The organism is Selenomonas sp. oral taxon 920 (genome assembly GCF_001717585.1).
In the GTDB taxonomy this organism is placed as follows: domain Bacteria; phylum Bacillota; class Negativicutes; order Selenomonadales; family Selenomonadaceae; genus Centipeda.
Window position 1 is genome coordinate 2,084,408 of the sequence record NZ_CP017042.1, and the last position, 25,463, is coordinate 2,109,870.

Here is a 25,463-nt window from a genome sequence, read left to right on the forward strand (position 1 = left end):
CTCCTATATCATACGGATTGGATATATCAGCTATATTAACAAGCTTTAAAGATCTCGAGGAAGCCCATGCGCACGGAAAGGCTCATCTCAGCCTCCGCACATGCGACACCATCCAAACAAAACAAGGGCTTCAACCGTTCCATAAGAGGAACATCGACTTCAAAAGCTACAGTATGCATTTTATAGTGATTCAGAAGCGGATGTTCATCAAGAGCTGTCAAAAGCTGCCCATAGGGAATACTGGAAAATCTATTCACCTCGCCTAAGTCGCTATATATCTCCCGCGTCCCCGTATCCATAATATGACAGAGTTCGTAGGCACTGCCAGGATTACGCACTGGCAAAAGCAATATGCTGCTCGGTGCAAGAAGCGCATAGAGCCGTTCAATGTCTGCGACCACATCGCCGAGAGGAAGCTCGTCCAGATAGCAGCCCGCACTAATGAGATTGTATGAACAGCCGCTTTGCACGACAGCCTCCTCTACACTGGACGCCGTAATTGTTTCATCAAAGAGGTACTCTGTATCGGGCAGATACCGTTTATCAAAAACCGCAGCTGTCATATGTGGTACCCCCCCCTCTTTCCGATACTGATTAAGAATCATGCAGCCAAGATCACCAAAGCGTGGTTCCAGCATGAGGACATGTTCCTTCCCACAGAAGGCATGCCCTCTCCATATGTCCTCAACACCAGAAAAGCCGCCACGTGACTCCCATGCGTCCACGCCCCATTTCTCATAATAAACGCGACGCATCTCATCAAGAGCATTTCTTGGCACCTTTTGACGCCCCTCACCGAGTGTCACTCCACCGAAGTGATGCATAAATGTATCTTTAAGAAGCACCTGCCGCCAGCCAGTACGACGAAGAAGTGTTGATAGGTCATCATCCACAAACTCGCCTCGTGTATATATTGGATCAATTAATCCCAGCTGATGAAGACGCTTCGGGACAATATACAGAAACGGCATCAGCTGACTGCGATCTTCCCAAATGGTAGGCTTTCGATAATTATAGGTCTCCGCAAATCTCTGCATCTCTTCCATCCCATCAAAAGTATTGGGATAAGGAACAGGGATTCCCTGAAAATTAGATACGCTTTCCTCATTACAGGTAGGAACTGCCATTGCGATGCGACCATCAGACTCCATCGCCACAAGAAGATTTTCAAGCCAATGCGGTGTGGCAACGACATCATTGGAGTATCCAACGTAGTATTTCCCCTCCGCAATGTACTGCGCCGCATTGAAGCCGAGAATATTGTATTTCAAATTGATCTTCTTTGTATGCGGCAGGCTCTCAAAATATTCTCGTGTACCGTCATCCGAACCGTTGTTGATCGTAATGAGTTCCACCCGCCCGCTCGAAAAATCTGTATGGGCAAATATACTCTCGACTGCCGCTTTCGTGTATTCCAACTTATTATATGCACACAGTACAATCGACACGTCGTACGTACATTCCATACGCGGTGCATGATGCAGGTCGCGCATCGCCTGCATCAATGCTGCTTGATGTTGTGCCCTGCGTCCTTCGTCCGAAAGAACCTCTGCCGCGAGATGCCACAGGCGCTGCATTTCGAGGATGAACGGACGGATCTCACAGGAAAACACACGTGCAAACAGGGATGGATCACGCTGCAGCTCCTCCATCGATGCCTGAATATTGCGTGCGTACAGATATACCTTTTGCAGGAGGCCGTCCGCCCCCCGCGTTTCCGCTTCGACCGCCGCCGCGATCCTGCGCAGATTATCCATCAACTCAACAACGGCGGGGGAATCCGTCCCATCCTCAATCACGGCTGCAATATAGTCCACCGCCTCCACGGATACCTCCAGCAGAGACCGCATCTGTTCCTTGTCCATCTCTTCTCCCTCTCGTCCAACAGCAGCTTACTGTACGCGCACCGCATCCTTTACTGTCTGCGCCATATAGTCGATCTTCTCATCCGTCAGCCCGGGGTAGACACCAAGCCAGAACGTATCGTTCATAATGCGGTCGGTCTGTGTCAGTTCTCCTGCGATACGGTAGCCTTTTCCCGCAGCACGCATCGCATCAAAGCAGGGATGCTTCGTCAGATTCCCCGCAAAGAGCATCCGCGTCTGGATGCCATGCTCCTCGATATAACGCACAATTTTTGCTCGTTCGACACCTTCGCGGCAGGTCAGCAGGAAACCGAACCAGCTCGGATTTGCGTGCTCCGTTGCGGTCGGCAGGATAAAGAATTCCTCCATATCCGAAAGCGCCTCTTTGAGGTGTGTGAAATTATGCCGCCGTCGCTCGACAAAGGACGGAAGTTTCTTCAGCTGTGCGACACCAACAGCAGCCTGCAGATCCGTCACCTTCAGGTTATAGCCGAAATGCGAATAGACATATTTATGATCGTAGCCGCGCGGCAGTTCCCCATCCTGCCGATCAAAGCGGTGTCCGCAGAGATTATCCTGTCCTGATGCACAGATGCAGTCGCGCCCCCAGTCCCGCAGAGAGCGCACGATGCGGTGCAGGAGAGCGCTATCCGTATAGACCGCACCGCCCTCGCCCATCGTCATATGATGCGGCGGATAGAAACTCGACGTACCGATGTCGCCGATCGTTCCCGTATAGCGCTCCGTTCCGCTTAGTGTGTACTGTGAGCCGAGTGCGTCGCAGTTGTCCTCGACAAGCCAGAGATTATGACGGTCACAGAACGATTTCACCGCCGCGAGATCGAACGGATTGCCGAGCGTATGCGCGATCATCACCGCCTTTGTTCGCGCGGAGAGGGCTCCCTCGAGGAGGCTCACATCCACATTGTACGTCGGCAGACTTACATCCACGAAGACGGGCACCGCACCGTACTGAATCATCGGTGCAACCGTCGTCGGAAACCCCGCCGCGACCGTGATGACCTCATCGCCGCGCTGCACAGCACGCTCCCCGAGGAGCGGGGATGTGAGTGCCATAAAGGCAAGGAGATTCGCCGACGAGCCGGAGTTGACTAGCGAGCAATGCTTCACCCCCAAGAATGCCGCAAGACCACGTTCAAACTCCTCCGTATAGTGCCCCGCTGTCAGCCAGAACTCAAGCGCGCTCTCTACAAGATTCTCCATCTCCTCGTGGTCGTAGACACGTGCCGCATACGGCAGACGATCCCCCGGCGCAAAGCCCTCCTTCGGCGCATGATATTTCTCCGCATACTCCCGTACCAGTGCGAGAATCTTTTCGCGCATCTCCTGTTCACTCATTTATTTCTCTCCCTGCATTTACAGTAAATATCCCCTGCACAGCCCCTCAATAAATCCAGTTGTAGGCTGCCATCCCGTATCACGACGCAGTTTATCCACGGATGCCTGCAAGGAAAAATTGCCAGTCCCCTCGCCATAGGAGACTGCCGCATTTGGGGCGATGGTGCGCTGTGCCTCCGCAACAAAGTCACGCAGGGGACGATAGTCCCCATGTGCAATATTGTAGATCTCGTCCGTACGCCCCCGTTCGACAAGTGCAAGAAGCGCATCCGCCGCGTCCGCTGCATAGAGGTAGTCCCAATTCTGTGCCCCCGTCGAGGAGAATGCGAAGGGCTTCCCTTCCCTTAGGGACTCAGCCAGTGCGGGCAGCATACGCCCCTCCTGCTCGTACTTCCCATAGAGACTGAACACGCGCCCCCAGATCCATTCTATGCCGAGTTCTGCGGCACGTACACGAGAGAGTGCACAGGCAGCAAGCTTTGCTGCGCCGTAGGCATCGCCGGGATGCGGACACGTCGCCTCCGTGATGAGCTGTGTCTGCCGCCCGTACTCCGCCTGTGAGCCCGTGCAGATAAAGCGATGGCAGCCAAGGCGTGCCGCTGCTTCGAGTGCGCTGAGTGTATGCACAATATTGCCGTACTGTATAGAAAAGTCATCACGAGCACCCTGCCATGCGAGATGGAAGAACACATCGCACGGCTCTCCGATCAGCTTGTCAAGATGTGCATATTCCGCAAGATCCGCGAAAACAAGTGTGCATTGTTCTGAATCCACAATCCGTGCATTGTGCGGTGAGTCCGGACGCACAACGGCATAGATGTGCGCATCGTCTTCCCGCATCAGCCGCTCGACGAGGTTGCAGCCAAGAAATCCCGCTGCACCTGTGACAATGTATTGTTTCAACATCACGGTTTTCGTCCTCAAAAAAAGCCACAGACTTTGGTAAGCATAATATATCGGGCTAAAACAAACATCTGTTTACCCCCCCATCTCAACCGGATAGGCATAGAGAACAGTTTCCGCAAAAGAATGCGCGTGATGTCGGACGGCAAAACGATAATCCGTCAGCTCCTCACGCAAATAAGAAAAAATACGATACATGTCAGAACAGTTGTGGTAGATGCACACTGCGATCTTTGGGCGATCACGCCTGATGACATTAATCCCCCCTTGCAGCATGTCGAGTTCACGACCTTCAATATCCGCCTTCAAAAAGCCAATGTGCTCATCCCTGAAAAGATCGTCGACCTTATAAATGACAAGGGTTTCTCCCTCATCCGATGCCCCTTCCTCAGAGATGCGCGATCCCAGCTGTGCATTTGTTCCGCTGCCGGGAACAACATGACCTTGGCAGCTTTCTTTTCCAATCCCCGCCTGAATGAGTCGGATACGCCCATCCTCAAGTGCCCATTCCCTTCGCAGTCGCTCCACACGGGCGGAAAGCGCCGCAAACGATGCAGCATTCGGCTCAATGGCATAGATGCGCGCGAATGCGCCCTGCCGATTGTTCAGATACTGCTCAATCGTATCCCCGACATACGCGCCGATGTCCACAAACACCTCACGATATGCACATCCGTAAAACTCCGGCACAGCGAAATATTGTGCGTGCTCCATATGCTGTAAGGGGCGGTTTTCGAGATGTGCCAAAATCCGATCCGCATAGACGGCAAGCGAAGTTTCATCCAGAGCAGCTGCATTCTCCATGATTTCCTGCGCATGACGTGCGTAAACATACTCTGCCACGAGGAGGTACGGAATTCCTATGCTGCAGAGCTGCGCCCCGATTTCCCTGCATGTCCGTCGATCATCCGTGCATAGAAGCACCGCCGCATCCGCATAACCGGCGATCTTGCTCGCCGGAACAACCGGCTTGCCATAGTAGCCCGTCCCATATTTGGATGTGTTATTGTCCACGTAGGCAATAGGATCAATGCCCTCAGCTTCAAAACATGGCAGATAAAGTTCCGTCGTCGAGCCCGTGCCGAACACAAGCCATTCCTTTTTACCGCCGCGCACCTTCTGCACCTGCTCAGCAGCGTTTCTCAGTCCCTCTTCCAGACGCTGCAGCCAATCGTTTCCCGTCATTACAGGGGGCTCCTTCCATCTACATCAAAGAGGCTTTCCGTCACGAACGAAATCTCCATACTGCCTTTCGTTCTGGATCGTACGTCTGCAAACATCGAGGCAATTTCCACATTCAGTTCGTCCCAGCGATTGTCCGGGTTGAGCGTTGGCAGAGACGGGTCCGCATAGCTCTCGTTATAGGCATGGCGGAACCCGTCGAATCCCGCAATTGCGACATTCTTTACCCCAATGCTGTTGAACAGCCGCAGAGCAGAAATCACGGCATTGTCGAAATGCGGCCAGCCGCGTTTGATGGCACGGTTGAAGTTCAGAACCAGTTCACTGTCTGCTTCCTCCAACTGAATGCTCGACAGCACAATTTTCTTCGTCGCCGCAAATGTCGTTTCATGGGCATTTTTTGCGTAGTCATAGCGTGCACTGTTGACAAAGAACAGATAGTCGTAAGTATAGCCGTCGCAAATCGCATTGACGCCAATCACGACAGGATTTTCCTTTTTGATGAACGCATGCACGCTCTGTGCCTTGTCGATAACGGATCGCCCCGGTGCCACCAGAAGCACCGTCCGCCCCTCAAACGCTCGGCGCAATGCACGAACAGCATCCTCATCATCAATGTGGCGGGACTGATTCTCAAGATAACGCTGTTCCAGCAGATCATAGTCGTACTTGTGCCTCTCTGCCTGCGACAGGGATGCGATGATGTTGCGCATATCGCGTGCGTTCGCCCTGTGATTGCGCTGAAGGTAGGCAATATTGTTGACGTGACACTGGTAAAGCCCCGCGACAAAATACGGCGTGGAGTAGCCCCATGTATATGCCTGCTGAAACGGCTCCATGTAGGTATCAATCGCATCCAGTATGGCATCCAAATCATAGTTTCCGTGCTTCTTGCGGTTCAAATAACTCGCGACCAGCTCCGTCGTCGCATTCCCCGCTCCGCGTCCCATGCCGCAGAGGCTCGCATCCACCATGACGGTGCGTCCGGATGTCTCCAACAAATCGATAAAGCGAATGGTCAGGGCAAAGGAGAGCTGCTGATTGTTGTGCGAATGGAAACCAAGCCCGACTGCCTTGTCAAGCTTTGCGTCCATTACACTGACGATGCGCTCCAAGTCCTCCGCATACATCGCACCAAACGTGTCAACAACGGACAATGCGACGGGCGAGAATGCGTTGACCTCCGCCACGAGCTCCTCTAAATCCGCATTGCTGTACGCCATCGTATTTGCCGCTTGCAGGAATACCTGATATCCCTTTTCACGTATCTTTTTCGCGACAGCAATCCCCTCCCTGTGTTTCCCATGCGGGAACACGACGCGGACGGCATTGATGGATGTTCCATCGCAGGGCGGGAGCTGCTCCGTATCGTAGCGATCCCAATCGATCATCGCGACATACGTCGCACGTGACGACCGCTCAACGAGATAGGGGACGGCATCCCCCGGTACATGAAAAAAGCTCGTACCTTCCTCATGCGGCTTGTCTTTCAACCAACCGATCTCGATGATATCGACGCGTGCCTCCTGCAATTTCTTGATAATTCCCTTGATTGCCGGCGTTCCAAAATGTGACTCCGTAATGTATGCACCATCGCGCAGTGTGCAGTCCAGCAGCACGATTTTTTCTTCCATTCTTTTACTCCTTTGCTATCGCAGACAACAATATATGGATAAAGGGGCTCAGATCAAAACAGCTTGATGATGCGATTCGGGAGCCGCATTGTATCGCGAATCACAGACGCAATCTCATCCTGCGCGTACTGCGAGGAGATAAGCACGGGAACATTGGGGTGCTCCCGCAGGACCGCAGGGGGAGAGATCGTCCCTACATAGGCATGTTGTCCATGATAGTTGACGTTCGAATCCACAACACCAAAAACGTTTTCCTCCGACAGAACTCCCATCTGGAAGAGAAGCGCTGTCTGTGTTGCTGCTCCCCATACAAAGGCTTTCTCTCCCCGAAGCTCTGATGCGACACGTCTGCGAACGTGCTCTACAAGCTCCGCACACGCATCCAGATACTCCTGCATCGCCGCATCATCGCGTCTGCGGTTCTCACCCACCGCCTCCGGATTGTCCGATGAGGCAGAACAGGATCCTGCCCCATGCTGCCATATCCCATGCAGATTTCCCGCCACGCCGCAGACAGCCTCCTCGTCGCGTGCCACGGAAACAGCTTCCATGCCAAAGGTCAAAAGCAACGCATCCAAACTGGCACGGCTGAAGAAATTGATATGTTCGGCACTGAACTCCTGATAGAGGTCTGCATGCGTCCGAAATTGCTCCATATCAGGAAGAAAGAGATAGAGCTTCCCTTGCGCAGAAAGAAGCGACAGACATTCTTTCAGATTTTCCCGCAAATCCAGCAAATGCTCCAAGACGCCGCTCAAAATAACAAGATCAAACGAATCCTCAAAGGGTTCGGGCAAGTTTCCTAGCCCCCCCTGATATGCCTCGATTCCATAGTGTTCCTTGATATGGGTGCAATTTTTCCCCGACAGCTCAAGACCGAACAAATGCGTATAGCCATGCCGCTGCAGCTCACCCAAGAGCCCGCCCGAAGCACAGCCGATATCAAGAATGCGTGCTTCCTTGCCGACGTGTTTCGCAATAAATGCCGCCTCACGCTCATAGACTCGCTTCATTGGAGCCGAGAGTACAAAGGACGCTCCCTCATAGCGCGACAGCATCGCGTAGTAATCCGCAAGCGGCATGGATTCCTCGATGTTGCCCGCGTAGAAGAGCCCACACGCGGGACACGCACAGACATCGTAGGCACGAAAAGGCATGATGGAAGCAGCGGCAGAAAAATCACGCCGAAAGACGTGACGCGCCTTTTCTGTTGGCGTATCACAGCCGGGACACGCCGTGCGCAAAATCTTCATTTCTTTTCACTCTTTCTTGTCGACCGCTCCTCGACGAGCGGAATAATCATATTTTCCGCGAGTTCCTCACGCGAGAGAAATGGTGCCATATCCTCCAGGGGGGGCGAAAAGAGCGAGCCGTCCGCGAGTCGTTTTGTCGCGGATTTCGGCTCAAACGGCTGATCCGTGCTGACGATGACCTCGCAGAGCAGCGGTCCGTCGGTCGCAAGAACTTTCTTGACATGATCCGCAAGCCCCTCATTTGTCCCGATGCAATCGTACGGCAACCCAAATGCAGCGGCAAGCCTTTCAAAATCAGGAAAACCAAGATCACCGCTCGCAGGACCAACCCCTACAAATGAGTGTCCCGCAAACACATTGCTCTGCGTTTGCCGAATCTGATGATACCCCTCATTATTGAGCACAAAGAGGACAATCGGTAAACGGTTCGTCGCGATTGTCTGGAGTTCCTGCACATTCATCATGATACTGCCGTCACCCTCGATACAAAACACCCGTTCTTTACCATTTGCAACACATGCACCAATTGAGGCAGGGAGTGCGTAGCCCATCGAGCCCATCGCACCATTCAGAAGGAAACGATCACCGTCCTTGATGTAGAATGCCTGACTTCCTGCAACAGTCGCCGAGGCATTTGCGGCAATCGTCACAGCATTCTGTGGCAAATTTCGACTCATCGCATCCAGAAAAGCGTAGAGATTGACCTTCCCGGCTGCCTTCCTGTGGCGTTCCTGCACAACGGGATAGCGTGCCTTCCAAGCCTCACAACGTTCCACCCATTTCACATAGGATTTGGTTTTCCCCTCAGCCTCATGCAGAAGTGCCTCCATAAACTCTGCCGCATCTGCACAGATCGGCAAATCAACATGCACAATCCACTTTTCCATCTCGAGCGGATCAATATCGACCATTGCCACATAGGCAGCACGTGCCCATGTCTTTGTGTCCCATCCAACCTGATTGATGCTCAGGCTTGCACCGATGGAAAGCACCATATCGCTGTTCTGCACGGCAAAATTGCCCGCACGGTCGCCCATATTGCCGCCGCGCCCCACGTAGAGCGAATCGTCCGTTGCAATGAGATCGATGCTGCCCCAACAGGTGACAACGGGAATACCAAGTACTTTGCGCAGCCGCCTGAAAATCTCCACACCACCCGAGAGGCGGATGCCGTTGCCCGCATAGAGAACGGGGCGCTCTGCCTCTTGCAGGTGCGCAAGAACCTCCTTCGCCGCCATATGCACATCCGTCCTGCCCTCAGGTGCAGGCGTCACATAGCCCTCCAACTCTGTCTCCTCGACATACATTCCCTGCACATCCAACGGAATGTCGACCCAACACGGTCCCGGACGCCCCTCCCGTGCAAGGAAGAATGCCTTCTCGAGCTCGTAGCGGACTCGCTCCGGCTGCATGAGCATAACCGCATTCTTCGTCATGTTGTTGCGAACGGCAGAAACAACGTCCGCTTCCTGCCCGCCGATCGTACGAATCTTCCCGCCGCACCCTGCAATGCAGAGCGTGCTCTTCGCCTGTCCCGACAGGACAATCATCGGAATGGAGTCCTGATACGCACCAACAACACCGCTGATTGCATTGAGCGCACCCGGTCCGCTCGTTACACAGAGCGCCGCCATCTCTCCATGAAGCCGCGTATAGCACTCTGCCGCCATCGCCGCCGCCTGTTCGTGATGTTGATAGATGGTCGAAAGGGCCTCATGATGTCCCAGTGAATCATTAAGATGCATCGCGCCGCCGCCCACGACGGAAAAAACCTGATGCACACCATGTGCGGCAAGAAAGTCTGCAATATAGTCTGATACCTTGATTTTCATTCTATTCTCCCTTACGAAGTTCCTATTCTCTTCGTACACATGATTAATCCTCATCCATTTTCAACCGCAACTCAACTCAAAAAACAGTACTGCGTAAAGGAGTTTGCATTCTTCTGCGGTATCCCTATAGACTCTATCGGCTCTTATGTGTTTCTCATAAGAGTGCATCCTCATTTCATCTCTTAGACTTCTCCAAAGAATCCACGTATCTGCGCCTCTGTCATTGCACGCATATCGGCGCCCGTCTCCCACGCCTTCGCCCATTCCACCGTTTTCTCGACCGCTTCTTTGATGTGCCAACGCGGTTTCCACCCGAGTCCACTCTTTATTTTCGAGCAGTCAAGTTTCAAAAAATGCGCCTCGTGCGGGCCGCCGTCCGCGTGCGTCTGCCAGTATGCGCCATCGCCCCACGCACGGCAGAAAAGATCAGCAAGCTGGCCCGTCGTCACGCAGTCCGCATCGTCGGGACCGACGTTCCACGCACCGACAAGGGATGCGTCCGCTGCCTGCCGCACCGCAAGCGTGAGATAGACGGAGAGGGGTTCGAGAACGTGCTGATAGGGTCGTGTCGAGTGCGGATTGCGGATGTCGATGGTCTGCCTGCGCACGGCAGCGCGAATGCAGTCTGGAATGATTCGGTCGGGCGCGAAGTCACCGCCGCCGATCACGTTGCCCGCACGCGCCGTTGAGACGCGCACATCGCGTGCTGCGAGGAAGCTCTGCCGGTAGCTGTAGACGGCGATCTCGGCGCAGCTCTTACTCGCGGAATATGGGTCATAGCCCATGAGCGGCTCATTCTCGCGGTAGCCCCATGCCCACTCTTTATTTTCGTAGACCTTGTCTGTCGTCACAATGAGCGCGGAGCGCACCATATCCGCCGTGCGGACGCATTCAAGCAGATTCACCGTCCCCATCACGTTTGCCGCAAAGGTATCCACGGGCTGACGGTAGCTCGTGCGCACGATGGGCTGCGCCGCGAGATGAAAGACGACCTCGGGGCGTGCCTCATGAAATGCGCGGGAGAGCGCAGCGAGATCGCGCACATCGCCGTGCACATCCCGCATTTCTTTCCGTATACCGAGACGGCTCAACGCCTGTGCACCGCTCTCGGTCGGCGCATCGAGGGAAAACCCCGTCACCTCCGCCCCCGCCCGCAAGAGCAGGAGAGAGAGCCACATGCCCTTGAACCCCGTATGGCCCGTGAGGAATACGCGCTTTCCCGCATAGAATTTCAAACAGTCATTCATCTTGTCCCCCTTCTCATCTCTATCAAAGATTTTACTGGTAAATTCGGCAGACTCCATTTTATCAGTGTCCCCATAAAATTACCAAATCAAAGATTCAGAATACGTGCTTCAAACCGCACTGCATCTGCAATATTATGGCAATCGAGTTCCGTTGAATCCAGCGTAATCATCTGGTTTCCTTTCGAATACCCTTTCTTAATATCTATGTCTGTTGCCTCATGATCTTCAATTTGTTTCATGCGATTACAGATTTTTTCATAAAAGCGGAGGCATTGATTGTGTACGGATTTGGAACACAAGGTGCTCCCATAAAGCAGCAGCCCCCAGTATCGGTCAAAGCGCAGATCGGTCAAAAAAATATGATCCGACAAATCGGTGTAGCATTGCTCCGGGTGAATCTTCATCGGGAGGCCGAATTCTCTCAAGCGATACAAGCTCATATAGAACACAAAAGTATCCGCTGTGAGGATATATGGGATCACCATCTCTGACCTACGCGGAACATATTCTCCCCGGCGTGCGCGCAACGGAAGGTACGCTGCTGCAGGAGGAACCTCCCCAACGTGAGAGAAATCACACGTCATTGCGGCTCCGATGGAGTGTCCTGACATCCCTGCGATTGTGAGTGGGTACTGAATCTCGACGCATGTCTCTTGCAGCAGAAGATTAACCGCCCCCATATAAAGATCCTGACACCCACCGTCAAGGATGCGGCTCGTCTGCCTCAGAATATCTCTCAAGTATCCGCGCCGGAATCCCGCGTTGATGTAAAGAAGCGGGATGCGGTATAGGAGAGACTTGATATTCGCGATGATTCCTTCATGCTCTCCGCGCAGAGAGTAGACCATATATTGCTTCGAAACTTCCCGCTCAACGAGTTGGATTTTATGTACGGATGTCCCTGTAAGCTCCGGCCATAGATAATAATCTCGATGCCACGAAATAACAGATGCTGACGGATAATCCGCCATCGCCTTCCTAATGTATTTCAACGCCCACGGGAGCACGCCATCATCCGCGCCCAGAGAGAAAATGAACGCGCCACGTGCATGGAGGAACGCGTATTCAAAGCTCTTTGTAAGAGGGAGCGCAAATGGTGTCTTATAGTAACGAATGCGCGGATCGTTCAGTTCCTCAACGAGGTGGTACACCTCATTTCGATCCTCATCCGAGTTGTCGCTGAGGACAATCTCATAACTTCCGTCATAGTCCACCGAAAGGCATGTCTCCAATGTATACCTCAGCGTGTCAGCAGAGTTCCGCACGGGAATGACGATCGAGAAGTCGCACGTCGCAGGTGCGTCGAGCAACGGCTCAATGTTCTCGCCGTAAAAGTAGCTGATGTACGTTAGATAATCCCCCGCCCACGCAAAGGAAAATCCATAGGAAAACTGCGGCGGCAGGCAGTGGGAAAGGCGCTGGATATTGCCCGCAAGTGCGTCCTTTGCGTGCAGTTCATCCATGCGGTCATCGCGTGCAATGACGATCAGCGGTGCTGTCTGTGCCGTGCTCCGCGCAAGGAGACGGATAACGCGGTGTGTCGCGGACTCCTCTCTGCCGTCTTCATGACGATATCGCCCCACGTCGAGTACGATCTGTTCCCCGTCGGCACGCGCCCCCTGAATGCAGTGCAGTGCATAGGTGTTCAGATTCTCTGCCTGCTCCGTCGCCGTGGTCTCGCACACGAGCATTGCCTGCTGTCCGAGGATGTCGAGTGCACGCGCAAGTACCTGCTGATCGGAGCGCTCCTCTGCTGTGCCGACAAGCAGAAAGAGGTTGCTGTTCCCGTCCGTAAACATCCGCAATAAGAATCCGAAGTTTCCCCGATAGACTGGATCCGGATAGGGGATGCCCGTATCCTCGATGAGGATATCATCGTAGTCCTCCCGCCCCGTCAGTCTGCAGTACGCCATCATCAGAACAAAGTAGGCGAGCATATTGCGCGTGACATAGTATTCCTCGGCAAGTGCACGCATGAGGTTGGCGTTCAGCGACTCCATCAGAAATGCTGCCTTCCGCTCGTTCAGCCGTACAAAATATTCCTGTGGAAGAATGCTGTTTATGTAAAAGTCGTGTGCAAACCGTGTCTGCCGCCACGCTGGTGTCCCCTCGGGGAATGTGCGGCTCTTGAGTTCGAATACATCCGCAAGCGCCGGCATCGGATAGAACTCCTGCGTCGTACAGTCAAGAATATTTCGGCATTTTGCCCCATCCTCGCCCCGCGCGATCATGAGAGCAACCTCGGCACAGATGTATTCGAGCCGCTTCGGAAAGATATGGTGCAGGGAGGCAAGCTCCGCCTCCGCTGCCGCCAAGTTCTCCGTCGTTCCGCATTCAATATGCGCACGCGCGCGCCGCACCACTTCTTGATACGCCGCTCCATCCATCTCCATCTATGTTCTCCCTATTCTTTGTCAAATTCCCTCACATTCCATCTCAGCGGCGCTGTGTCATGTATGGACATCAGGCACTGCTCTTTCTCGGAAGTGATGCCCCCTACGAGCGCTTCTTCGCGATCACCTCGCGCATCTTCTGCAGGTTGCGGCGGTAGTCCTTCGGACTCTGCATGGCGATAACGGTGTAAAGGGCATCGGTGATTGCCATGTGGATGAGGCGCGAGGAGACTGCCTCGGAGCTGTAGTGCACCTCGCGCCCCATGCCGTGCAGCACAACGTCGCCGAGCTTGGCAAGCGGCGAGTGGGCGTGACTTGTAATGACGATGACGGCAGCTCCTGCCTCCCGCGCCGTTCGCACAGAGTCGAGGAGTTCGAGGGTTGCACCCGTATGCGAGACGGCAATGACGACATCCTTGGCCGTCAGCAGCGAGGCGGAGGTCGCCTGCTGATGTGCGTCGCTGTACGCCTGCACAATCATACCGAAGCGCAGGAAGCGCGTCTCGATGTCGCGGCAGACAGTGGCGGAGTTGCCGAATCCGTAGACGGCAATGCGCCGTGCCGCGCGGATAATGTCAACGGCGCGCTCGACCGCCGCATAGTCGAGCAGCTTCAGCGTATCCATGAGTCCGTCCGTAATGTTGCGAAAGACCTTCTGCACAACCTTCTCGCCCGTATCCGCGCTGTCGATGTCCTGATAGACGGTCTCCGCCTGTGTATAGAGTTCAGCTGCAAGCGCGATCTTGAAACTCTGCAGCCCGCTGAACCCGAGTTTTTTGCAGAAGCGCGAGATCGTAATTTCGGAGCTGCCGACTTCTGCCGCAAGCTCTGAGATCGTCTGCTCCATGACCTCGCTCACATGCGCCGCCACATAATCCGCAATGCGCTTCTCCGTTCGTGTCATATGCGCATAGCAGCCGCGCATCACGGGCAACGGCAAATGTTCCGCCGTCATCGTTCCACTCTCCTCCATTGCTGTTTTTAACATTATAGCAAAGATCGGCAAAAAAAACACCTCCCGCAAAAATCTGCTGCGAAAGGTGTCCGACAAAGCTCAAGCTTCTTCGAGGTCGGCAAGGATCGCCCGAATCTCCCGCTCCTCTGCCTCCGTGAGCGCCGTCCCCGGTGCGCGCGTACAGGTGGATATGGGCAGACCTGCCGCGCGCACCGCCGCCTTCATGCCTGTGATGAAGAGCGGCGTTACGGCGTAGATCCGCATCAGCCCCGCAATCTTCTCTGCACAGCGAACCGCTGCTGCAAGATCGCCGCTCTCGTAGGAGCGGTGCATCCGGACGAAGAGTTCCGGCACGACGTTCGTGAGCCCGCAGAGAACTCCATCACCGCCCGAGATACGGTTCACGATGTAGTATTCGTCAAAGCCAGAGAGCACAGAAAAGCCTGGGCGCACAGGCTTTACCGTCTGACAGATGCGCCGCGTGTGACTGATGTTGTCCACGGTGTCCTTGATCCCCACAATCGTGGGACAGCGTTGTGCGATCTCACAAACGATCTCGGGGCTGAGGTCACTGCCCGTGCGGTCGGGGAAGTTGTAGAGCATGATGGGCAGGCTGACCGCCTTTCCGATGCGCTCGAAATAGTCGGCTGCCGCAGCAGCGGGCAGCCCGAAGTAGTAGGGTGAAACGATGTTGAGCGCGTCCGCGCCCGCCTCAGCTGCATGGGCAGCGAGGCGGACAACCTCCGCCTCCTCCGTGTGTCCGATGCCGATAACGACCTGCGTGCGCCCCGCAGCGGTCTTCACGGCAAAGTCGATCAGCGCGCGTTTCTCTGCGTCACTGAATGCATAGAACTCACCGAGACTGCCGAGAAAGAGCAGTCCGTTCAGCCCCGCCTCAATCAGATGGTTGATGTGCCGCTCCATATTTCCATAGTCGATACTGCCGTCGTCTTTCAGAATCGTGATGACGGGTGAATTGACTCCCTTGAACATAGTATCCTCCGCTCAAATGATGTAGGCAGGAGATATTTGAAACAAATACTCTCACTGATTTCTCTGCATAAAATCCCTGAGCTGATCCTTGGTCGGAAGCCCTTCATTGTCACCGGCAGTCATGACGACAAGTGCACCTATCGCTGCGCCGCGCCGAACAGCCTCCGGGAGTGAAAGTCCTTCAAGAATGCCGCTGAGAACACCGACGGCAAAGCCATCGCCGGCACCAACCGTATCGACAACATGTGTCACGGGGAAAGCGCTTGTGTGAAACGTACTGCCATCATCATTTTTCGTAAAGGCTCCATCTGTTCCAAGCTTGACGATTACCGTCTTGGCACCACGTGCAAGATAGGTATCGGCAATTGCTTCCGGCTCCTTTTCTCCCGTAAGAATTTTGCCCTCTCCGTGCCCAGGCAGCACAATATCCGCGTGCGCAGCAACCTCATTGATCACACGGGTCATTTCTTCCTGCGATGCCCATAACGTGGGGCGCAGATTGGGATCAAAGGAGATGGGAGCGCCTTGTTCTCTTGCCGTATCCATGAGATGCAGCATCGTCGTTCGGGCGTCCATTGAGAGTCCCGCCGTAATCCCCGTAACATGCAGATGATCGATCTGCTGCCAATCCACCAGCGGGAGCTCTTCTATGGTTATATGCGAAAACGCGGATCCTTTGCGGAAATTCACGACCAACGGATCCCGTCCGTCCATCGTTTTCTCCTTGAGCTGCATCCCCGTCCGCCACTGTGCATCGACACCGATGAAACGTGCACTGATCTTTTGCACCTCCATGAAGTCCAGAATATGTTCACCGAAAGGATCCTGACCGACACGGCTGATGTAGCTGACACAATGTCCGAGCCGCGTCAATCCGACCGACACATTCATCTCAGCGCCGCAGACACTGCGTTTGAACAGCGGCGCATCTTTGAGTGCGCCAGGGGATTCTGCCGTCAGAAGCGCCATGGTTTCACCAAAGGTCAGTACATTTGCCATCTGTGTCATCTCTTTTCTGTAAATTCCTGTACGGACCGGCGGTATGCCGCAGCCATCGTACGGATTTCATCCCACGCATGAGATGCGGCACGCTGTTCATTGACTAGATTCGAGCCGATCCCGCATACGACGGCGCCCGCCGCAAGAAAGGAGCCGACATTTTCGACAGAGACACCGCCAACGGCTGCGAGCGGAATATGTGGCAGCGGTCCGCGAAGCGCTTTGAAATACGATATGCCAAGCGAATCCGCGGGGAACACCTTCACAATATCCGCGCCTTCACACCATGCCTCCTCAATCTCCGTCGGCGTGTAAGCACCGGGCAAGGCAAGCAGCCCCTTTTCCTTTGCACGGTGAATCACGGCAGGCCGCATATTGGGCGCAAGAATATATTCCGCACCGACGGCGGCAGCAGCATCCACGCCTGCACAGGTCAGAACGGTACCTGCACCAACGTGAATGGACGCGCCGAAGTATTTTTTCAGCTCCTCGATACCAACCAGCATTTCGCGCGATACATCGCCGTCCCCCGGACGCAAGGTCACCTCGATAAACTGAATTCCGCCCTGCAGGAGCGCTTCCGCAGCCGGACGAAGATGCTGGCGCGGGACATTGCGTACAATCGCAATCAGTTTATCCGCACGCAATTGATTCAATAATGGCGACATGGAAACAACTCCTAAACCAAATGTGCCTTTCGCGCAAGCACAATCGCTCCGCGTCCCGAAAGGCCGTGACGCATCTTTTGATCCAATGGGATGATGCGCCGCCTTCCGTTCTCCAGCAGCGAGCGATACGCCTCCTGCATCACAGGGGCGGCAGCGATCCGAAAGGTTGTCTCGTCCAGCCGCCGAAACAGAGGACTTGCCTCCAATGCTGCCAAGTCGTCTGCGAGCAGCAGCCCAAGCAGATAATTCTGGGCCTCCGTGGACGAAGCATTGCCGAATAAGCGAAACACGCGCGCCATAAAGGCAGCATGCCCGAGTCCGAATTTCCGTTCATAGGAAACGCCGCGCTGAAACGCATCTTCATCGAACACTTCTGCAAAGGCACGATCCGTACTGTCCGCAAGGATCGTGTGCATGGTCAGTGCATGCAGCAGCTCTCCCGCGAGTGTCGTAAGACAGCCGCACACAACATATCCTGCCGTCACAGAGATATACTTGTTGTGCGATCCCGGAAGGACAAGCACAACATTTTCACGCTCAGGCACCTCACACAATATGCCGGCGGCTTCCGTTTCCTCGCCGCGCATGATGTCCATATCGGCGAAGTTCTCTGCAGTAAGCGCATCATCCCCGATGTTCTTTATGCCGGGAACAAAATAAATGGGCTGTGCGCAGATCTCCGGCAAATGACACGGAACAAGTGCGTGAGAAAGTTCATCCAACGAGATGGGTGCTGTCACGTGAGGAATTTCCGTGAGGCCGACATTGGAGGTGATCATGCCCGCTCCCAGAACACACGTGATCTCATCCACCTGCACCGAGGCATGCTCCGCGGCCTCGTGCAGGGCGTCCCGAACGGCCTTCCTCAGTTGTTGATTATGTCCGTCGATGGCCGTATTGCGAACGCCGACAGGTCTTTGTGCTTCGGACAGTATGCTGTCATCCTCCCACAGAAACACCCTCGTGTTGCTCGTCCCGGCATCAATGGTCGCAATCAGCATGAGCGATTCACATCTCTGTGCGGCTTCAGCGATAGTTTCGCACGAACCTCACGATTGACAATGTTCGGCATATCGTAGCCGCATACAATTTCCGCTGCTCCGCGCGCCGTTTTCGTCTTGAGCTCCAGCTCGGACTCCTCTGAATAAAACGCAATGTGCGGCGTAACAATGACGTTGGGGAGTTTGCGCAGCGGATGATCGGCAGGCAGCGGCTCCGCCTCCGTCACATCAAGTCCTGCGGCGGCAATTTTTCCATGCATGAGGGCGTCACAGAGAGCTTCCTCATCGATCAGAGGTCCGCGCGAGGTGTTGACGACAATTGCCTCCGGCTTCATCAGAGAAAATTCTTTATGGCTGAGGAGATGATTAGTATCCTTCGTGAGCGGTACGTGAACCGAGATGATGTCCGAGGTGCGCAGAACGTCCTCCAACGACATCAATGTCCCGCCGCACGCCGCGACATCCTCCAGACGTACAAAGGGATCATAGACCGCCAGCTTCAGGTCAAACGCCGCCGCCTTTCGCGCGAGCATGCGCGGGATACGTCCAAAGCCGAGGAGACCGAGTGTCTGCCCCGCAAGGCGCCGGATAGGCTTTGCAATCTTATAATCCCAGCCGCCCGCACGAATCTGATCCTCCAAAAGAACGAGCTTGCGGTGGCATGCCATGAAGAGTGAAAATGCGTGGTTCGACACCTCATCAGCGCAGTAGTCGGGCACATTCAAAACACAGATGCCGAGTTCCGTCGCCGCCTCCAGATCGACCGTATTGACCCCGACGCCATAACGTGCGACGACCTTCAAGTTCGGCAGGGATTCCATGACGCGCCGTGTAATGGGCGCATACTGATCGAGCAGCCCGGCAGCATCGGCGCATTCGCGAATCACATCGTCCTCCGTTTTGCACTGACGTGGTACCAGCTCAAGACCAACAGAGGTGACTTCTCGCTCTTCCGGGGCAAGAGAATCGTATTCGTAGTCCGTTACATAAATTTTTTTGCTTGCCATAATATCCTCCCAGCTAACTATTCTACTGCATAAACCATTTCATCGGAACGAGAATCAGATCCGGAACCAGGATAAAGAGGAAAAGCACTGCGTACTCCACAAGGATGAATGGCCATAGTTTCTGTACGAGTTCCCCGAGCCTGACATTCCCGACGCCGCAGCCGACAAAGAGCACCGTGCCGACCGGCGGTGTAAGAAGCCCGATCATGAGATCGAGCACCATAACAATGCCAAAGTAGACCGGATCAATTCCTGCCGCCTTGATGAGCGGCATAAAGATCGGCGCAAAGATAAGAATCGCCGGCGTACTGTCCATCACCATGCCAAGCAGGATGAGGAACACTGCTATGATGACCAGCAGCAGCGTCGGTGTAGACGTAAAGTCGTGCATGCTCACAACGACCTGCTGCGGGAGCCCTGCGGTTGTGACAACCCACGCCGTACTCATCGCCGCTGCAGCGACAAGCAGAACCTGTCCCGTTGTCTTGGATGTCTGGATGAGCACGTTGACGATCTTTTTCACGTCCATTTCACGATAGATGACAATGGAAATGAAGAGCGCATATACCACTGCGATGCAGCCTGCTTCGGTCGGTGTAAAAATACCGAACCGTATGCCGCCGACGATGATAAACGGCATAAAGAGCGCAAAGATGGAATCCTTAAACGCTGTCAACACCTCGGAGGCTTTTGCACGCTCCCCAACGGGATAGTTGTTGCGCTTCGCCATGATATACCAGAGAATCATCAGTGCAAGGGCAATGATAAGTCCGGGCACAATCCCCGCCATAAAGAGGCGCCCGATGGAAGTCTGCCCGCTGACACCGAATAAAATCAGCGGCACGCTCGGTGGAATGATCGGCGCAATCATCGCCGAAGCACAGACAAGAGCAACCGACGTGGCGCGATCGTATCCCATCTGAATCATCATGGGGATCAGAATCGCACCGAGCGCTGCTGCATCGGCAACAGCCGATCCGGACAGCCCCGCAAAGATAGTACTGGCAATAATGACAACATAGCCCAGCCCGCCGCGCACATGCCCGACAAGGCTCGCAACAAAAGTCACGATGCGCTTGGAGATGCTGCCGGCACTCATGATCTCACCGGCTAAAATAAAAAACGGAATCGCAAGCAGCGTAAAGCTGTTCGCCCCAAAGACAACCGCCTGAGCGAGCATCTGCGGGCTGAAATTGCCGATGTAAAGCAGCATGACCGCAGATACAAGAAGCAGCCCGTAGGCGATGGGAACGCCGATCATCAGCAGGAAAAAGAGCGCTGAAAGAAATACCGCAATGATGTCTATGCCGTTCATTCTACATCCTCCCTCTTATTCTGCACATTGTCCTTCATCTCGTGCAGTGTCAGGAGTATAATGCTCACGGCGAACACGACCATCGACACGGTGATGTAGGAAAAAGGAATCCCCGTTGCGGAGCTGACGTTATTGTTCGTCACGATCACCTGCTCAATGCCGCCGATCAGAAGAATGCCCATCGCCAGCAGCACAAAGCAGTGTGCAAGCAGGTTGCATCGATGCTGCCATGCGATCGGCAGACGAGCGGTGAAAACATCAACCTTTAGGTGCAGCCCGTCAATCCCGGCAAGAATCCCACCGAGAAAGATGAACCATACAAAGAGATTGACAGCTGCCTCATCACTCCACGTCAGCCCCGTGTTAAAACAATAACGCAGAACCACATTGATGAATACCAGAAGAACGATGCCGCTCATAGCAGCAGATGCAAGAAGCGCTACGAACCGTTCAAGTTTTTTCAGAAAATCTGTCATGCGCTGCACGCCCCCATCATTTTTACATCGATCATTAGAAAAAGGGCGTCGCCAAGGGTTCACCCTTTGGCGGCGCCCTCATCAGATGCCGATTACTGTGCCTCTTTCATAATGGAATCCAGACGATCTTTTCCAATATCGCCGGAGAACTTATCGTAGATGGGCTTCGCCTCTTCCTTCATCTTCGCAATTTCTTCCGGAGAGAGGGTATCAACCGTCACGCCATGCTCTTTGATTTTCCCCAGATACTCCGTATCAAGGCGGCGGTTGGTCTCGCGCTGATAAGTTTTAGCCTCATTTGCACACTTTTGGATGAGCTTCTGATCCTCCGGGGAAAGCTTGTCCCATGTCTTCTTGCTGATCATAAGCACATAGGGGGTGTAAAAGTGATGCGAGATCGTCATATACTTCTGCGTCTCATAGAAACCCGCATCATAGATGATCGTATTTGGATTCTCCTGACCATCCAACGTTTTTTGTTCAAGTGCTGTGAACACTTCGTTGAACGCCATCGGCTGCGGGTTTGCATTCCATGTCTTGAACGTTTCAAGATGGATCGGATTCTGCATGGTACGGAGCTTCAATCCCGCAAGATCCTCCACTTTCGTTACGGGATGCTTGCTGTTCGTTATATTGCGGAACCCATTTTCAAAATAGCACAGACCAACAATATTGACCGTTTCAAGCGATTTCAAAATCTCCTGTCCATTGGGGCCATCGAGCACTTTATCTGCCTGCTCGGGAGCCGTGAAAAGGAAGGGAAGATCAAAGGCCAGGAAGGATTTGCTGAACTCGGAAACGGGAGAACTCGATGGCAGTGTGATGTCAAGAGTCCCCATCTGCAGGGCCTCCATCATAGATTTATCGTTTCCTAACTGTCCATCGCCGAACAGCTCAACGGTAATGCGTCCGCCGCTCTCCTTCTCGACAAGCTCCTTAAACTTCTTCAGACCTTGTCCGCCCGAGCTGTTGTCTATGCTCGAACCAAAACCGGCTTTCAGCGTAACATTCCCTGCCGCCTTCTGCCCTCCGCTGTCGCCGCCGCAGCCTGTCAGCATCACTGACATGAGCAGCATCGCAAGACCGGTCAGAATCCCTACAATCTTCTTCATCACAGCACCTCCATACAGCCTGACGTTCACTCATCCGAACACGATGTGTGCATACCGCATGATCAAAGGATCGACACACATATGCCTGATAGATTTATTTCATTATATTCGAAATCTATGACATATGTCAAGCTTTTCCTGCTCAATTCTGATATATCAATCATTATCCGATCATTCAGGAAGTCGCCACAGCCCCGTTGCAGGATTTCGGATAAAGTATATCTCCTCCCCATCCGGCATCGTCTGCCAGCCGTCTTGAAGAACATCCGGATCATAGCGCCGCATCGCCTCTGCTGCATCCATACAGTGAAAGCCGACATGCTCAATTTCCTCACGGCTCATCTTTGCCGGATCGACCGCATAGGTGATGGAAAATCTGCCGTCTGAGGAGCCGTGGATCAGATGTGCGGGAACCATATATTGATTGGGGAAGCAATTTTCTCTGTAAAATCCCAGAATTTTATCGCGTCCGACATATCCATAGGCGCGAATCGCCCGATCGACTTCCTCGTTTTCTCCAAACGCGTGGATGCCCGGCGCCAACAGCAAAAGTTCTCCACCGTCCGCAATTGCCATACGTGAACGATAGATCCCCTTGTTCCCCACCCACGTTGTCTTGAGTTCATAAGGATCCAAATACGCCACAATTTTTTTCGCTGGTCGATCGAGATAAGTGATATTTCGCTTCTGAGAAAGCGCAACCGCCTTCTCAAACGGCTTTCGGCTGTCTCCGATATAAAGACCATGAAGATGTGTCCCCGCATGATCTGTTGTCGTAACGGTCAGCAAATAGACGAGCGGCAGCCCTTGCAGACAGTGTTCCTGCGCATAGTCAAACAGCTGGCGCGCAGGGGCGTGATCGTTGCCGAGTGCCTGCTCAATCCCACAGATGGCGCCGAGCATATGACTCTTGTTGATCATCTGCCGACCGCCGAGTCCGACAAAGATATTCTTGCTGTAGTTCGCCATCCCGACGACCTCGTGCGGAACGACCTGACCGACCGAAAGAATCAGGTCATAGCTGCCCTCCCAGAAGCGTCGATTTACCTCGATGTCAATTGGCTCGGCAAAATTCCCTTCCGAGATTTTTGCTACAAGCTCTGCCGGGATCTCTCCGATGCGTACCGTATCGGTCTGCCACCGATGGTAGAGAAACACATCCGCAGGAATGTCCCCAAACATTTTCTGCCGTTCATCCGCCGAGAGCATCGCATGCGTCCCGACCGCCGGCATAATATCAATCTCAGCCGTTCTATGCAGGCACTTGTAAAGAAGCTGTGTCAGCTCCCCCGCCATAGAAAAACAGCGCGTATAGTCCGGCGGCACGATAAGCACCCTTTTCGCATTGGGAAACTGACGCAGGAGGCTGTCCACTGCCGCTTCGATATCTGCGGGAACAATATCGCTTCGCGATTCCAGATAGATTTCTTCCATCACAGCTCACTCTCAGTAGAATAGGTTGACAATCCCGACGCTGCATGCGGGTACGGTTGTCATAACAATGATCGCAAAGAGAAGCAGCACGTAAAACGGCACGGCTTCCTTGATGAACGCGCCCGTTTTGCACTTCGTCACGCTGCACGTGATAAACATGAGCATCCCCATCGGCGGAGTAATCGAGCCGACCGCCATATTGAAGATGAACACCATGGCAAAGTGGATCGGGTCAATGCCGAGCTGCGCCGCAATCGGCGCAAACAGAGGAATCAAGATGATGAGCGCCGCATTCCCTTCGAGGAACATACCGACAATGAGGAGGAAGATGTTCACAATGACAAGGAACTGCCACGGTTCGGTGATGTATGTGAGAACCATCTGCGTAAAGTACTGCGGAACCATCTCCTTCGTCAGGATCCACGAAAAAGCGGAGGCAGCCGCAATAATCATCATGATCGAAGAGGATGCAATGACCGTTTCCTTAATCCCCTCCAAGAAGATATTCCATGTCAGCTCGCGATAGTAGAGTCCCAGCACAATCGAGTACATGATTGCAACAACGCCCGCCTCCGTCGGAGTAAAGACACCGAGGCGAATCCCGCCGATGATGACGATAGGAAGGATGAGAACAGGGATCGCACCGCGCAGCGCACTGAGGAATGCCTGCGCCGTGATTGGCTCTGTGCGCGTGGCCTTGTAGTTTCGCTTATGTGAGATAATGCTGACCATAATCATCAGCAGGATGCAGAGCAGTATCCCCGGACCGAAGCCCGCTACAAACAGCTTGCCGATCGATATATTCGCGATTGAACCGTAGATAATCAGGGCAATGCCCGGCGGGATCAGCGGGGTGATGATCGCCGCCATTGCGGTAATGACCGAGGAGAATTCCAGACTGAAGCCACGCTTCACCATCTCCGGCACAATCATCTTCGACTGCATCGCGGCGTCCGCATAGCTCGATCCGGAGATGCCGCCCATCAGGGTTGCGAGCAGGACGCTGACTTGTCCAAGTCCGCCGACAAAGCCTCCGACCAAGATATCACAAAAGTTCATCAGACGCTTCGTAACACCAGAACATCCCATAAAAATACCGGCACAGACAAAGAAAACAATCGCCAGCAGGGCGACGTTCTCCGAGCCCGCAATCATCCGCTGTACCAGGATGCGGCTCGTAATCCCCGGCGTCAGAATAAAATATGCAGCGCTTGCTCCCATAACTGACACAAAGACGGGCACTCTCATGAAGAGGAGCACCAGCATGGAAACAAATGCGACAACAACTGCGAATGACATATATTATTCCCCCTCGTTCGCCTCTTTTTCCAATGCTCCGTGTGAAGCAGCGGATTGGCGCATCCGCTCGATGAACGTTACGGTAAAACTCACGATCATGATAAGGCAGCCAATGGGTACAGCAACGTAAATCAGCGTGTAGGGGATATGGAGAATATTGGTCACGCGCCCCATCATTTCCATCTGCTGGACAATCAGACCACTCGCATATGTCACAAAGCTCAGCGCGGCGACAACCAAAATATAATCGATGATCTCTATGACACGCTGTCCCAAATGCGGCAGTCTGTCCACCAAAAATTCAATGCTGACATGACTGTTTGATCGAAACGCTGCGCCGGCACCCAAAAATGTAATCCAGACAAAGAGCCAGAGTTGAACTTCCTCACACCATGTGATGGGGCTGTTGATAATATACCGGCATATTACATTTGCAAATGTCAATATGATGAGTACTATGACCGAAGCACCGGTGACAATCAGATCCAGATTCTTCAAATAGTATAATGCGTTTTTTTCATGCGCCATCGTTCTTC

Annotated in this window: 21 protein-coding genes; all 21 read right to left on the bottom strand. The window is 53.7% G+C overall.

All coding sequences use genetic code 11. The features are described from left to right. Positions 1–35: 35 nt before the first annotated feature. Positions 36–1,865 (bottom strand): glycosyltransferase, encoded by a 1,830-nt coding sequence (locus BCS37_RS10010; RefSeq protein WP_069181294.1) that lies wholly within the window; start codon positions 1,863–1,865, stop codon positions 36–38. Between the two features lie 27 nt (positions 1,866–1,892). Continuing rightward, a complete protein-coding gene (gene rfbH / locus BCS37_RS10015) occupies positions 1,893–3,224 on the bottom strand; it encodes a lipopolysaccharide biosynthesis protein RfbH (protein WP_069181295.1) in 1,332 nt (443 codons plus the stop codon). An 18-nt stretch (positions 3,225–3,242) separates the two neighbouring features. Beyond that, positions 3,243–4,130, bottom strand: a complete 888-nt coding sequence (locus tag BCS37_RS10020) for an NAD-dependent epimerase/dehydratase family protein (protein ID WP_237142704.1) — start codon at positions 4,128–4,130, stop codon at positions 3,243–3,245. A gap of 72 nt (positions 4,131–4,202) precedes the next feature. Next, entirely contained in the window at positions 4,203–5,312 is a 1,110-nt protein-coding gene (locus tag BCS37_RS10025) for an FkbM family methyltransferase (RefSeq protein ID WP_069181296.1), read from the bottom strand. Beyond that, positions 5,312–6,943, bottom strand: coding sequence for an aldolase catalytic domain-containing protein (locus tag BCS37_RS10030; RefSeq protein ID WP_069181297.1), 1,632 nt, complete (start codon positions 6,941–6,943; stop codon positions 5,312–5,314). The genes BCS37_RS10025 and BCS37_RS10030 overlap by 1 nt, the downstream gene beginning before the upstream one ends. A 53-nt stretch (positions 6,944–6,996) precedes the next feature. Continuing rightward, a complete protein-coding gene (locus tag BCS37_RS10035; protein ID WP_069181298.1) occupies positions 6,997–8,196 on the bottom strand; it encodes a class I SAM-dependent methyltransferase in 1,200 nt (399 codons plus the stop codon). Next, entirely contained in the window at positions 8,193–10,028 is a 1,836-nt protein-coding gene (locus tag BCS37_RS10040) for a thiamine pyrophosphate-binding protein (RefSeq protein ID WP_069181299.1), read from the bottom strand. Before BCS37_RS10040 ends, BCS37_RS10035 begins: the two co-directional genes overlap by 4 nt. Before the next feature lie 182 nt (positions 10,029–10,210). Further along, positions 10,211–11,275, bottom strand: coding sequence for a CDP-glucose 4,6-dehydratase (gene rfbG / locus BCS37_RS10045; protein WP_069181300.1), 1,065 nt, complete (start codon positions 11,273–11,275; stop codon positions 10,211–10,213). A gap of 86 nt (positions 11,276–11,361) precedes the next feature. Continuing rightward, positions 11,362–13,668, bottom strand: a complete 2,307-nt coding sequence (locus tag BCS37_RS10050; RefSeq protein ID WP_069181301.1) for a glycosyltransferase family 2 protein — start codon at positions 13,666–13,668, stop codon at positions 11,362–11,364. Between the two features lie 103 nt (positions 13,669–13,771). Beyond that, positions 13,772–14,623: a MurR/RpiR family transcriptional regulator gene (locus BCS37_RS10055; RefSeq protein WP_069181302.1), complete on the bottom strand. Its 852-nt coding sequence runs from the start codon at positions 14,621–14,623 to the stop codon at positions 13,772–13,774. Positions 14,624–14,722: 99 nt separating this feature from the next. Next, entirely contained in the window at positions 14,723–15,616 is an 894-nt protein-coding gene (locus tag BCS37_RS10060) for a dihydrodipicolinate synthase family protein (RefSeq protein WP_069181303.1), read from the bottom strand. A 51-nt stretch (positions 15,617–15,667) separates the two neighbouring features. Beyond that, the gene (locus BCS37_RS10065; protein WP_069181304.1) at positions 15,668–16,615 is read right to left on the bottom strand and encodes a sugar kinase; all 948 of its coding nucleotides are present in this window, start codon (positions 16,613–16,615) and stop codon (positions 15,668–15,670) included. A 5-nt stretch (positions 16,616–16,620) separates the two neighbouring features. After that, positions 16,621–17,283 (bottom strand): bifunctional 4-hydroxy-2-oxoglutarate aldolase/2-dehydro-3-deoxy-phosphogluconate aldolase, encoded by a 663-nt coding sequence (locus BCS37_RS10070; protein WP_069181305.1) that lies wholly within the window; start codon positions 17,281–17,283, stop codon positions 16,621–16,623. Between the two features lie 11 nt (positions 17,284–17,294). Continuing rightward, on the bottom strand, positions 17,295–18,284 hold the full coding sequence (locus BCS37_RS10075) for a 2-dehydro-3-deoxygalactonokinase (protein ID WP_069181306.1): 990 nt from the start codon (positions 18,282–18,284) through the stop codon (positions 17,295–17,297). Then, the gene (locus tag BCS37_RS10080; protein ID WP_069181307.1) at positions 18,278–19,291 is read right to left on the bottom strand and encodes a C-terminal binding protein; all 1,014 of its coding nucleotides are present in this window, start codon (positions 19,289–19,291) and stop codon (positions 18,278–18,280) included. Before BCS37_RS10080 ends, BCS37_RS10075 begins: the two co-directional genes overlap by 7 nt. A 22-nt stretch (positions 19,292–19,313) precedes the next feature. After that, positions 19,314–20,606: a TRAP transporter large permease gene (locus BCS37_RS10085; RefSeq protein WP_069181308.1), complete on the bottom strand. Its 1,293-nt coding sequence runs from the start codon at positions 20,604–20,606 to the stop codon at positions 19,314–19,316. After that, the gene (locus BCS37_RS10090; RefSeq protein ID WP_069181309.1) at positions 20,603–21,082 is read right to left on the bottom strand and encodes a TRAP transporter small permease; all 480 of its coding nucleotides are present in this window, start codon (positions 21,080–21,082) and stop codon (positions 20,603–20,605) included. The genes BCS37_RS10085 and BCS37_RS10090 overlap by 4 nt, the downstream gene beginning before the upstream one ends. Positions 21,083–21,174: 92 nt before the next feature. Beyond that, on the bottom strand, positions 21,175–22,194 hold the full coding sequence (locus BCS37_RS10095; RefSeq protein WP_069181310.1) for a TRAP transporter substrate-binding protein: 1,020 nt from the start codon (positions 22,192–22,194) through the stop codon (positions 21,175–21,177). A gap of 171 nt (positions 22,195–22,365) precedes the next feature. Beyond that, positions 22,366–23,628, bottom strand: coding sequence for a lactate racemase domain-containing protein (locus BCS37_RS10100; protein ID WP_069181311.1), 1,263 nt, complete (start codon positions 23,626–23,628; stop codon positions 22,366–22,368). Between the two features lie 12 nt (positions 23,629–23,640). Beyond that, complete coding sequence (locus tag BCS37_RS10105) at positions 23,641–24,927, bottom strand: TRAP transporter large permease (RefSeq protein WP_069181312.1); 1,287 nt, start codon at positions 24,925–24,927, stop codon at positions 23,641–23,643. A gap of 3 nt (positions 24,928–24,930) precedes the next feature. Beyond that, a complete protein-coding gene (locus tag BCS37_RS10110; RefSeq protein ID WP_069181313.1) occupies positions 24,931–25,455 on the bottom strand; it encodes a TRAP transporter small permease in 525 nt (174 codons plus the stop codon). Positions 25,456–25,463 lie beyond the last annotated feature (8 nt).